Below are 12645 nucleotides of genomic sequence, written 5' to 3'. Positions count from 1 at the left end.
CCAACTTCATCATTTGTTGTACTTGCTTACCAAAAACAATTTCTTGTTCGCGGTTCAGCAATGGTACTCTACCAATCTCGCGCAGATAGGTTCGCACCATATCAGCCGTGAATTTGGTGTTTGTGCTTTCTAGTTGAGTGTTTGTAGTTGGCATTGGTGCGTTATCCTCTACTCCATGAATACTTTGAATAGGTTGAGTATTATTGATTGTGATAAATGGGAAACCTGGGACTCATATAAATTCTTCTGTGGCACAACATCTAAGACAATGTATTCATACAAAACGCTGAAGCAGAAATCGCCGAGATGGTCCCCCTCAGTATTCATTCCCCATCATCGTTAATTTAAGTGCAAACCTATGACGGTAAGTCAGATAAACTTGTCGTCTTTCTACTTCCCTTTATCGCTGTCGGCGATAGTAAAAATACGAAGTCAGTATGAGTTCTACTTATTTATATTCAATATTACGACAAAATCTTTGGCTAGTAAAGTAGCATAGATTAAACTTCCAATTATACTCAAAAACAGTTTTAATAGCAAAAAAATTTCCTGGGATTTTTGTCTCCTACTTTATATATAGTGACGTTAAAAATAAATTTTCTGTTGCCTAGAACTATCCGGATAACCGAACTGTTTTGGGTTTTGTGATGGGTGGATGTCACGAAATTGGAAAAACTGGAATAAAAGCTGCCAAATTAGTAGTTAATAGATTACTGTATCAGTTATTCTCACTCCAGCTTTTAATCGAGGCTATTAACTCAAGATTAATTTTAAAGTAGAGCAAACAATATAGAAGATAAATAAACTTTTTGAGTATAAATTAGAAGCAGTATACCAAACGCAATGATTTCAACTAGAAAACTTGATGTAAAAATTCAATAAGAAATTTAAATGAAAACAGTTACCCGAGTTTGAATCAATAAAATTGCTCCTAAATCATGTTTTGCTAACAAAGCAGCAATATTGGCAATTTAAAAATATTCCCATGTGGAATTTTGGAAAGCAGGTGAAGAAATATCATGGCCGAGCTTTCTGTTACACAAGAATTGCATTATTGCTTTTAAAGAGATTAGCAGAGAGGATTATTTTGTCAAGCTGAGAACTCCTAAAAAAGGTACTAGGTATGATTATGGGGTATGAGAAGATGAGTAACAAGTAACATAAATACCAATTACCAATTACCATATGACACTTACGCGTCACGCTTCGCTAACACTGCATTAGCAGTGCGGGCGTATACCAATTACCAGTTACCAATTAAAAACCCAGGTCGGCTTTTGCAAGTTCAGCTTCTGCAAATACTTCCTCATCAGTTTTTTCTTCCCAAGCAGGGTCGCCAATTTCTTTGTAAAATGTTTCATCATAGGGGCGAGTGCGTACCACTACTGGCATAGGAACAGCATGACCTAAAATTAATGCTTGTTGTTTGGAATCTAATTTTGCAAGCACCGAACGCAAACTACTACCCCCAGAAACACCAGTAAAAATTGCGTCAATATCTTTTTCATCATTAAGTAAAGCTGTGACGCGCGTTCCAATTTGGGACATGACTTCATTATCAATCCCAGATGGACGTTGATCTACTACCAACAAACTCACAAAGTACTTCCGCATTTCGCGGGCTATAGTACCAAAAATAGTACTTTGAACAATCCCTGGATCCAAAAAGCGGTGTGCTTCTTCGATGGTAATTACTAACTGATAAGGTTTATCGGTTGGATTTCCACTTTGCAAAAACTTCTCGGCTTTGCTGACATAATGCTGGTGAATTCTTCTGGTAATCATGTTGGTCACCAACATGTAGGAAAGCATATCTGACTGGGATCCAAATTCAACAACTACATTTTTCCCTGCTTCCAAAGAACGTAGGATCTGGTTGACATAGTTATGGGGACAAGCTGAGCGCATATATTTTAAGTTATCCATCCGCAGCAATTTGCGTTGTAATGCCGTAATTGAACCTTGGTGACCGCGTTTTTCTTCGCAGAAAAGCTTAATTTCTTCGTTGGTCATGTTCAATAATTGCAAAATCCAAGATTTACCAAACTCGGCATACAGGATGTTGGCATTATCTAAACTAGCGTCGGAAAGCCCTAAGTCGCGACTACATAGGCGAATATCTTCAACTTCTACTTGGTCATAACTTAAATAAAGTTCCTGTGCATCTCGTACGCCTCTACGCCGGGTAGACTCTGGATCTAATGTATAAACTTCTACTCTTCCTGGGAATAATTGTTTTAACCCTTTTACAGTACTATATTGCTTCCCTTCACAAACAGCTTGCCAGCCGTACTCTGAGTGCATATCAAAGATTAGATTCACACCAGCACCCTTACGGATTATACCTGCTAACAGTAAACGGGTAAGGAATGATTTACCGGTACCGGATTTGCCAAATACACCATTACTGCGTTCCACAAACCGGTCTAAATCTAGACAAATTGGCACATCCATATCAAGGGGCTTACCAATGGAAAAATTCCGACGGTGGATATCATCTTCCCAACCAAATACCCGGCGGAAATCTTCTTCAGAAGCTTCATACACTTGGCTGAAGTGGGAAGGAATTGTTTTGACTGGTAACAATTCCATAGTTGTACTGGTTTGGGGTTGAAAAGATGCTAAACCAGAACCTGCAGATGGTACAAAGGGATTGGCAGATTTGCCATTGACACCATTAAAAGACTCCTTCTCTTCTGGAGTAAACATCAACATTGGAGCAAGAGTCATAGTGCCATAAGTTCCACTCCCTGCGAGAACATCTCTGAGGAAAGTATCTTCCCAACGAGGAGGGTTTGCTGTAATTCTTTGATTGGCTGTGCCTAAAGCTACGTCTGTCAACATACAGAAAAAGCGTGATCGCACACCCTGTACAACCAAGAATTTTCCCACTCGCATATCTTCTACAGATATGTCGGGGTTTAAGCGAACTTCTAATCCTCCGGTAAGAGAGCCTTGTATAACTGAGCCAAGCGGCAGTCCCAAGTTCATGTGACTAATTTACATGATGAATGATATATGTGAATTTTAATTGCAGATTGTGGAATTAGGCGATTTTTGGCATCAAACTGGTCAACTGATTGGGAATTGGCAATTGGTATGGGTCGGTGGATTCGAACTGCTAAGGCAGTGTTAGCGTTAGCCTTTAGGTTAGGTCTAGCGTGGCGTTAGCAATATGGTTATGGAAATTGTGTCCATATTATTTGACACCCAGTCGCCAGTTGCCAATCCCCAATCTCTACTCAATTTGAATAGAAGTTGGTCGATCGCTACTTGTAGGAGTAGAAGCACCAATAATAGGCTTACGATAATCATTGTAAAGCCGATCGCGCCATTGGAAAAATGGTGCATATGCAGGATTATCTGCAATTCCTGGTACACCTTTGCCTAAAACTTGGCTGGGTAATTCCAAGTAAGCAGCATCAGGGAATTTGAGCAGGATAGATAATCCAGCTACAGCTAAGTCAGCTAATGTTGGTTCTTCTCCACACAAATAGGGACTATCGGACAGTATTAAAATCAGGGCTTCCAAGTCTTGCTTTAAGTCCGCCATGGCTCTATTTACTGCATCAGTACTGTAACCCACGCCGGCACCCAAAACATTCAAGAAATCACTTGGGACTTCACCCACTAAAGTTTTGAGAATGTCTGGGGTTGAACTTGGTAGTAAGGACGTGCGAAAGTCCCTATCCTGAGTGATGGCAGAAAATAGTGCCTTTCTACCTTTTATTCCAATAGACTCATCTGCCCATTCTTCCATCATTAAACATAAACCCCGTTGCTTTGGCTCTACAGGGATTAAAGGCTTTTCAGGATATTGAGCATCTAAATACTTAGCTATTTCTGTAGAATCTACAATAAATCTGCTACCATCTTTTAACACAGGTACTTGGCGTTGACCTGTCATTCTAAATAAGTCAACTTGACCAATGCCGGGTGCAACCTCGATTTTACGATACTCTAGGCCTTTGAAGTCTAAAATCAAACGTACCTTTTCTGAGTACTGCGAAAGTTCAAATTGATACAGCTCTAGCATGACTTAAAATTAGTTTATTTTGCTCGTCAATTTTATAAGTTTACATTCGTTTAAATTAATTTAATTCAATACTTCTATTTATTGAATAATATTTTTCCTGTAAGTTATCTTTTGGGCAAATTACAGCATATTTTCCTGATTTATGAATGTATTGCACGTAAGAATCAAACACCTCAAGACTTTTACTATCTACGACTAAACTAAATTTTTTATGATCATCGATATTATAGATAGATTCCTAAGCAGGTTAATCGAATTACTTGCTTGTAAAACATCAACAATTTTTCTAAAACCAAATTCATTGATACATCAAATATGGCTGTTATGGGTAAAAACAGATATTCATCACTTAATAACTGTTTAGACAATATTTTATTACTTAAGAAATCGAATTATTTATGGATAGAACCACAGATGAATATAAAGGTGAATGAAATAATTTAAATATTGATTTCAACTAATACTTTTGTAATTAATCAAAAAATACTTAGAGGTTTATAACTCAATTTGTCTTAAGGGATACAAAAAAAGTAACACATATGTAGTATGTATGTTAATATTCTGAACCTAATGTTTTCATTTTTATATCGTTCTAGGTATTATTAAAATTCTGCTCCTTGTTCTGAACACGTCCATTTAAGTAAATTTATTTGATAATAAATTTACTATTATGTTTTATAATTAGAAACTTATGCTTTAGAATTAAAAATGCTTTACTTAAGATAATTTGACGATTAACATAAAATCCATACTTTTTCTACTACAGGAATATCATAAATCTGTAAATTTTTCCGAAAAAATCATCAGAACAAATAAACTCATCTTTCATAGATCAAAATTAATAGGCTAAAAATAGCATTAATTCATGCTTTATGGGCGAAATCGCAATAATCAACTAGATTATCCAGTATTATTACTAAACTGATAATTTTGTAGAAATCGCAAGCCATATAAGTAAAAATCTCTACTAGCAAAATTTTATGATTTTACTAATCAATCATACGTTGTGCTCAAAGATAAATATTTATCTATAAGTTTTTTTCAGAGGTATTTATAAATACCTCCATAACAATAATCTCAAACATTATAAAATAATCTTGTTCGCCAAAAAAAATAACCAAAAATCATCTCTAGTTTTCAAATGGAAAACTACACTGAGAATTAAAGCTAGAGACCAAAAGTAATAATTATTATAAGTTTTAGTAAATTGTTGTTAGTTAGTCCATACTTTATAACAAAAAATATGGCAAAAAAGTCTCTAGAACGAGATTTTATGTATAAAAAATGATATAAGTTTTTGTGTGATGTGTGGAATCTCCAGCCGAATAATCAAAATATATGAAATTTGAGAACAGCAAAATGCTGACCAAGTTGGCTAGTGTAGTAGGAGTGACGGGCGTCAGTCTTCTGGTAAATCTACAGGTAGGGGCGAAAGAAGTTTTCGGTCCCAACTTGAATATTATTCCAGAGACTTCTCACAACCACTCCTCCAAAAATCAGACTCAGAATACACCAAACAAAGTAAATTCTTCTTTAGCAAATAAGACTAGATCCCGTTCATCTGTCTTAATTGCTCAAACTTCAGGTTCTCTCAATCCCAATCCTAGTATTCTGCAAGAGTGTCCTTATAATCGTGCTGCTTGTGGGGATCGAACAACACCCGGAACACCGGAGATTCCTCCCAGCGTTCCACCGGTTATTCCCGCGCCGGATCGAGTACCTGTTGAAACAAAACCTTCTACTGGAACCGAACAAACTTCTGATAAAAACCTAGTACAGATTGCTGAGGCTAACGGCTCCTTCAATACACTTGTAGACGCGTTAAAAGCTGCTGGATTAGCTGAAGCTTTGCAAGGTGAAGGACCATTTACCGTTTTTGCACCTACAGACGAAGCTTTTGGTAAGTTACCGCAAGATGCAGTTAAAGAGCTATTACAACCAAAGAATAAAGAAGTTTTGGTGAAAATACTCAGGTATCATGTCGTACCACAAGAAGTATTATCCAAAGACTTAAAATCCGGTGAGGTGAAAAGTCTTGATGGTACTCCCATTAGTGTAAAAGTTGAGCCCAAAGGTGTAATGGTAAATGACGCTAATGTGACTACAGCAGATGTGAAGGGAAGTAATGGTGTTATTCATATAATTGACAACGTAATTTTACCTCCTGATTTATAATTTTCTGCAGACGATAGAAGCGTCTTCTGTGATTTGTTTCTCAATTGAGATCCCGTTCATATTACCTAATTTGAACGGGATTTCCCATACAGGTATTGGGTTAGGGGATGCTGCGATAATTTCTGTATTGCTAATGATTTAGGATCTTATAGCTCTACGCGCAAGTCATTAGTGGATCAGTAGGACATAACAAACCGCACCTATGACGAATAAAAGCTTACCTTTCAGAATTTACCAATGTCCTAAACTTTTTATGTAGTAATATACCACTCTGTTTATTATTAAAACCTTTGGGAGATTCTCTGAAAATTCGCTTGGTGATTTTTTGCTTGAGTCAAACTTTTTAATTTAGAAGCAGCTTCTTCGGGCTTACTGGCGACAGGAAATACTAAAATACTCTTCACTGCTGGGTTGTTTACTAATTCTGGCAAACGATTAAATTGTCGATCGCTAATTGCAATTCCTGCCGAATTTCTGACATATTTTAATTCTTCTTGAAAATTCGCATCATTATAAACTTGAATAAATGCTCTATCGATATTCCACTTTGACCAATCAGCAGCAAAATATCGTTTAGCCCAATAAGGATTATGGTGACAAATATCGAAACTAACTTTCGGATTAGCTTGTTTGGTCGCAGCAATTATTTCTCGAACAAAATTGGTTAATTTGGTAGTACGATCTATTTGTCCGGGTAACTCCGCATGATATCCTAAATAATCGTCCCATTGCACTGCGTCAATTTGGGGATATTTTTTCACGAACTCAACTGAAATTTCTTTGAAGAAATTAGCGATTTCTGGGATTTCGACGTTGAGAACGTAATGATCGACATTAGGATAGGTTTTATCTACACCAGGAACAACCCAGTTACTAGTAAGAGCCAAGTGAAAAATTGGACTGTTTCGATCAATTTTAATTCCTTTCTCAAAATAAGCATGAACTTGCATTCCCTGCTTATGTGCTTCATCAATTAACCAATCTAACCATTTATCTTGAAATTTATTGGGACAACTTTTCAAGCCAACTTTCTGTTGCATGACTTTACTGTTGTACATGGTGCAACCATTACCCCAAACCCCATGAATAATCGTATTAAATCCTTGAGAACGATAATAACGAACTCTTTTACGAATAGTTAATTCGTTAGTATTATTGGTAATGTGATAACGACTTAAATAGATCCCTCTAATTATTTTTTGTTCCCAAGGAGTTTGAGTTAATAATGTTGGTTCAGGTATATTTTTGGCAATATTAGTTATTTTTTGATTTGTATGAGAAGTTAAATTAGGATTATTTTGTTGAGAATAATTGGATTTAGAAGAATTTGATTGAGAAGAATTTGCTTGAGAAGAATTTGGTCGAGAACTATTGGAAAGTTTTGGTACAATGGGAGCCTTAATTAAGGGTAATGTTTTTCGGGGATAACTAGGAGAATTTGAAACTTTTGGTACAACGGGAGCCTTAATTAAAGGTCTATTTGAGTTTGATTTAGATGATTTAGAATTTGAATCTAAAATAGGAATAGCTACTATTTGATTTTTAGGTAAAAGCTTAGCGATCGCTTCTTGATTACTTTTTTGACTAAACCACCACCAACCACCTCCTAAAATTATTAGGATTAGTGATATTGGAATATTTGCACATCCAAACCCATTAGATTTTTTCTTTTGGTTTGACATAATAATATAGTGGCTGTTTGGTAGTCATAATATACATATACGAAAGATATATACAGTTCGACATCCATATTTTCCACATATAATTTCAATAAAAATTTATAGTCTAAAAAATATATTAAGCTTTCCTTATTCACTCACTGAATAATAAAAATTAACATTGAAAAATATTTTAAATAAATTAAAAATCAAAAACTAAATAAGTGAATGAATGGACGGGAAAAATTTTTCAATAAATCAGAAATTACGCACGGACAACGCAATTACAGGCATTGCGACGCAAGGTTAGCGTTAGCGTTTCCGTTAGGAAATAGCATTCACCGTAGGTGCGGTCTCTACCCCAAACTATTGGGAATAAGTCCCTTCGGGACTCGCTGTGCTAAGGTAACGAGTGCGTAAGTCCTATAAATAAAAGTACCTGACTACTCGATACCATTTCTTGGGTTCAATTTTAATTTTGTCATTGTATTGCTTCTCGGTAACCTCCAGCATAAGTAATAACGCACATTTGGCGATATGTATTATGAATACCAAAAGCAACTCCAGTAACCTTGAATTGGGGGTTAAACATATTTATCCGATGACCGCGGTCGGGTACGCCATCATCAATAATTAACTGCATAATGATATATCGAGCAGTATGGGAACCATAGCTGATATTTTCCCCTGCTGTAATTTCCCAATTCCCATAGCGATTTAGACGGCTAAAAGGATCGCTACCATCGCTACCATTGTGACCAACTATACCTTTATCACCTTGATCTTTTACGTGGTCCTTAGCAGCGAGTGACATTCCCTTTGATATACTTAGAGTTCCCACTGGAGAAGTTGTTTTCAGAAATGCGATCGCTTCATCTACCGCTAAAACACCTTCTTTAGTCTGTAAGTAAACATTGGAACTAATTTTGACGCGATCGCCTTCAAAGCGATTTTTATATTCTTCCAGAACAGCTGCATAAGCAGCAGGATTTGTTCTAGCTTTGTTCATTTCATCAACAACCCGTTTTTCCAAAGGAGAAAGGTTGTTATTTGCGGGAACATCTGTATTTGTTTTTAAGTTTTCTGCTACAGAGGATTTTGGCTCCACTAATACATCACAAGATGTGGTAAGTATGGAAAATGGGGTAAGAATCCAAGAAATTAGGCGACGCATCGACAACCTCAAAACTCGTTAGGTAATGCAGCAGTTTGTATATTTAGTTTCAAAACTTAAAGTATATTTTCCAGATTTTTTTTGATTTATATTAGACATCTCCGGAGAGGTCTATTATTTTTAAAGAAAAAGAAAGTGTATTTTACAGCACTTTGCAGGTTTATGAGGTACACCAAAATACGCCGTATGGCTATACTAATCTCCCGTAAATTAACTCCATATTTGATTTGTAAACAGATAAATCCCGCAGAGAGATTGCAGAGTCTGCGGCATAACTATTAGCCTCTGCAACCTCTTTACAATATTGATTTTTACGAATTATTGAAGATTGCTATAAAATCAACTTGATCGCGGGAGTTTTGAGAAAATTTAACCCCAGAGCATCAATAGTATAGTATTAAAATATACTCTGGAGATATTAATTATCTTGTTATTTTCTGTTTTTTCTTCCCTTTTAGGTGGTATATTCAGCGTTAATTTTCACATAGTCATAACTCAGATCGCAGCCCCAAGCCACAGAAGAACCGTTACCATTACCAATATTAACCGCAATTACAACTGGATTATCTAAGCGTTGAGTTTTGGTTTTACTGCGATCAACTACAAGATCGTTGCTCATTTCAGTTGCAAGTAAGTTTTCTGATGCGACAGAGTTCACAGCAGCTTGTTCTAAATAAGTACTAGCGGCTTTGCGGTCAAAATCTAAGGGATTACCATTTTCCATCAAAAGAAACTCTCCCAACTGAATTCTGAGGTTGTCTTGCTCAAATGGTGCTCCCGCACGCCCAGCAGCAGCAGCAATACGTCCCCAGTTAGGATCGCGTCCAAAGGTTGCAGATTTGACTAGAGAAGAACCAACAATAGTTTTGGCTATTTTACGAGCAGATAATTCATCGGGTGCACCGCTTACCCGCACCTCAATTAAACAAGTCGCACCTTCTCCATCTCTGGCGATCGCTTTTGCTAAATGTTGACAAACTGCGGTTAACATTGCTTCTAATTTTTCCGCTTCTGCACCCATTTGCGTAATTGCAGGGGTACGAGATTGACCGTTAGCAAGGGCAATTAAACAATCGTTAGTGCTAGTATCACCATCTACAGTAATTGCATTAAAACTCCTATCTGCTGCACGGGATAACATTTGTTGCCAAAGTTGGGGCGATACGGCAGCATCAGTAGTTACAAAAGCTAACATAGTTGCCATGTCAGGATGAATCATTCCCGAACCTTTAGCGATTCCACCTACTCGCACAATCTTGTCATGTATTTTCGTTTCTAAAGCAATAGATTTAGTTACTAAGTCTGTGGTAATGATTGCTTGGGCTGCAGCATCAGAACCTGTTGGTGAAAGCTCGGCAACTAACTTGGGAATCCCAGCAGTTAAAGCATTCATGCGAATCCTTTGTCCAATTACCCCAGTAGATGCTAATAAAATTAACTCCGGAGAAATACTTAAGGTTTCCCCCAAAACTTTGGCGGATAATTCAGCATCCAACCAGCCTTGTTCTCCCGTTCCAGCATTTGCTTGTCCTGCATTACAGAGAATAGCACGGGCACTATGTTTGCCTTGCAAGCGTTGGCGACAGTAATCTACACAAGCTGCTTTTACCTGGGAAGTAGTAAATACACCTGCTGCGATCGCTTCCACTTCCGAAAATATTACAGCTAAATCCGGTAAGCCTGAAGGTTTTAAACCTGCAGCAATTCCAGCTGCTTGATATCCCCTAGGCGCTGTGACACCACCAGGAATTTCCTTCCAGTCTGCCATGATGCTTTGCCCCAACTATCTTATTGTTCGATCGCGGATTATATCAAGATATTAGTTACTAGTTCGCAGTTAGTTTTTAGTTATTAACTATTTATGTATTTTTAAAGCCCAAAATTTTGATAATTACAGAGATGTAACCGTGGTATTTCTCTGCAAAGTAACAATTCAGAGAATCTCAGATAATAATACAATCAGAAAATGTCTCAAAATTTCTGAGGATAGTTTCAATTTCTAAATCTAGCAATCATAAATCGCTTATGAAAATTAATCGAGAGAACTCTTGATAATTCCACTACCAAGGTAAATCTCTGTTTTATAAGACTTATGCTTAAAAGACTGGCCACTGCTACCAATTAAAAAGATCCCAAATGGGTTCTATAAAGTCAGGAATTATTCAACGGTAGCGGATCTGTAGGTAGCGTAGCTGGAGGCTGAGCTGCACCTGCGGTATTTGCACGCACTACGGAACATCCCGCGCTTGATGCGTTTAAACGGCGACGCCGGAGGCTCTAGGTATTGCATCTCTGTTTAGGAGATAGTAATTTCAGAGTTTTTGGCGATTACTGAGGATGCGCTTTGCGAATGCTTTCGCTGATAATGACGGAAATGCGTTGTTCATTTTGCGTAATCAAAACTTTAAATAAAATATAAATCAGATATTATTTCTAGAGAAGTAAGACTAAAGATTTATAGATTTATATTTTTTTGTTTACGTTTACTTCATAAGTGAGATTTCTTATAAATTAAAATAGACTACATTAATATTGGATGTGCTAATCAAGTCAAATAAATCAAAATTTCCTGTTAGGACTTGCGTAAAAACGGCATAGTAGCAAATTTATATGCTGTATAAATCTCCAAGTAAAACAGGTTTACGCAAGTTTTAGTGGATTTAAATATTTCGGTCAGTTTATTTTGAAAAACCTTGAGTAGCTATTATTGTTCAGATATAAATAAGGAGAAATTTCAATGGCTTTATACAAAATTGCAGATTTATACCCCAACTATAAAGAAGATATTTTTGCTGGTGATGATATCAAAGATTTTTCTGTTTACAGCGAAGCTGATGAAAAAGTTGGTTCTATCCATGATGTAATAGTTGATGGAACAGGACGTTTCCGTTACTTCATTATTGATACCGGTTTTTGGGTTTTTGGTAAGAAAGTCTTGTTACCAATAGGTAGAGCAACCATAGATTATAACGAAAAACGGGTATATGCTGTGGGTTTGAGAAAAGATGCAGCTGATCGATTACCCGAATATAACGACGATATGGTTATAGATTTTGACTACGAAGAAAGAGTCAGAGCAGCCTATAGGAATACGGGCGGTAGTGTTTTACCTGCTTACGATAGCACCAATTATAGTTACGATTCAGAGCCAGAACTTTACCAAACTGACGAGAAAAATCATCAAAACCTTAAGCTTTACGAAGAACGTTTAGTTGCAAGTAAAGACCGTTTTCGTACAGGTGCAGTAACTATAGGTAAGAAAGTAGAAACTGAAACTGCTGAAGTTGTCGTTCCTATCGAAAAAGAGCGAGTAATCATCGAACGTACTGCTTCTAGCGAAACTCAAGCTGTTGCACCAGGAACTGTTGACTTTAAAGAAGGAGAAGTTGCTCGCGTCGAAGTATACGAAGAATCAGCGAATATTGAAAAGCAAGCTTTTGTACGAGAAGAAGTTTCAGTCAGAAAAGAAGTTGAAAAAGACAGCGTAGAAGCAAAAGAAAAACTTCGTAGGGAAGAGTTAGAGGTTGATGTAGACGGTAATCCAACCATTCAGCACAAATAATTTGACAATCTTCCTTGATTCACGAAACTTTTGCATAGAT

Annotated in this window: 8 protein-coding genes; 2 read left to right on the top strand and 6 right to left on the bottom strand. The window is 36.8% G+C overall.

The genetic code is table 11. The features are described 5' to 3' along the window. From QNJ50_RS16380 to QNJ50_RS16370, 3 genes are all read right to left on the bottom strand, one after another. A partial coding sequence (locus tag QNJ50_RS16380) for a sigma-70 factor domain-containing protein (RefSeq protein WP_300637082.1) occupies positions 1-154 on the bottom strand: 154 nt, incomplete at its 3' end. A 1103-nt stretch (positions 155-1257) separates the two neighbouring features. Further along, positions 1258-2991: an ATP-binding protein gene (locus tag QNJ50_RS16375; protein ID WP_300637080.1), complete on the bottom strand. Its 1734-nt coding sequence runs from the start codon at positions 2989-2991 to the stop codon at positions 1258-1260. A 247-nt stretch (positions 2992-3238) separates the two neighbouring features. Then, positions 3239-4036, bottom strand: a complete 798-nt coding sequence (locus QNJ50_RS16370; RefSeq protein ID WP_300637078.1) for a glutathione S-transferase family protein — start codon at positions 4034-4036, stop codon at positions 3239-3241. Between the two features lie 1359 nt (positions 4037-5395). Between QNJ50_RS16370 and QNJ50_RS16365 the strand changes: the two genes are divergently transcribed. Then, positions 5396-6211: a fasciclin domain-containing protein gene (locus QNJ50_RS16365; protein ID WP_366914277.1), complete on the top strand. Its 816-nt coding sequence runs from the start codon at positions 5396-5398 to the stop codon at positions 6209-6211. A gap of 281 nt (positions 6212-6492) precedes the next feature. On the opposite strand, the gene QNJ50_RS16360 is transcribed toward QNJ50_RS16365, so the two are convergent. From QNJ50_RS16360 to argJ, 3 genes are all read right to left on the bottom strand, one after another. Further along, complete coding sequence (locus QNJ50_RS16360; RefSeq protein ID WP_300637074.1) at positions 6493-7893, bottom strand: family 10 glycosylhydrolase; 1401 nt, start codon at positions 7891-7893, stop codon at positions 6493-6495. 457 nt (positions 7894-8350) lie between these two features. Then, a complete protein-coding gene (locus QNJ50_RS16355) occupies positions 8351-9043 on the bottom strand; it encodes a CAP domain-containing protein (protein WP_300637072.1) in 693 nt (230 codons plus the stop codon). Between the two features lie 454 nt (positions 9044-9497). Then, on the bottom strand, positions 9498-10811 hold the full coding sequence (gene argJ / locus QNJ50_RS16350) for a bifunctional ornithine acetyltransferase/N-acetylglutamate synthase (RefSeq protein ID WP_300637070.1): 1314 nt from the start codon (positions 10809-10811) through the stop codon (positions 9498-9500). 969 nt (positions 10812-11780) lie between these two features. On the opposite strand from argJ, the gene QNJ50_RS16345 reads away from it, so the two are divergent. Continuing rightward, positions 11781-12605, top strand: coding sequence for a DUF2382 domain-containing protein (locus QNJ50_RS16345; protein ID WP_300637068.1), 825 nt, complete (start codon positions 11781-11783; stop codon positions 12603-12605). Positions 12606-12645 lie beyond the last annotated feature (40 nt).

The sequence above is a fragment of the Mastigocoleus sp. MO_188.B34 genome (assembly GCF_030065675.1).
Classification (GTDB): Bacteria; Cyanobacteriota; Cyanobacteriia; order Cyanobacteriales; family Nostocaceae; genus Mastigocoleus.
Note: the sequence above shows the minus strand (reverse complement) of the source record. Positions and strands in the feature narration are given on the sequence as shown.

Excerpts from the sequence above, each read along its gene's own strand:
- QNJ50_RS16365 (WP_366914277.1), top strand. The coding sequence starts at position 5,396 with ATGCTGACCAAGTTGGCTAGTGTAGTAGGAGTGACGGGCGTCAGTCTT.
- argJ (WP_300637070.1), bottom strand. The coding sequence starts at position 10,811 with ATGGCAGACTGGAAGGAAATTCCTGGTGGTGTCACAGCGCCTAGGGGA.
- QNJ50_RS16375 (WP_300637080.1), bottom strand. The coding sequence starts at position 2,991 with ATGAACTTGGGACTGCCGCTTGGCTCAGTTATACAAGGCTCTCTTACC.
- QNJ50_RS16370 (WP_300637078.1), bottom strand. The coding sequence starts at position 4,036 with ATGCTAGAGCTGTATCAATTTGAACTTTCGCAGTACTCAGAAAAGGTA.
- QNJ50_RS16360 (WP_300637074.1), bottom strand. The coding sequence starts at position 7,893 with ATGTCAAACCAAAAGAAAAAATCTAATGGGTTTGGATGTGCAAATATT.
- QNJ50_RS16345 (WP_300637068.1), top strand. The coding sequence starts at position 11,781 with ATGGCTTTATACAAAATTGCAGATTTATACCCCAACTATAAAGAAGAT.
- QNJ50_RS16355 (WP_300637072.1), bottom strand. The coding sequence starts at position 9,043 with ATGCGTCGCCTAATTTCTTGGATTCTTACCCCATTTTCCATACTTACC.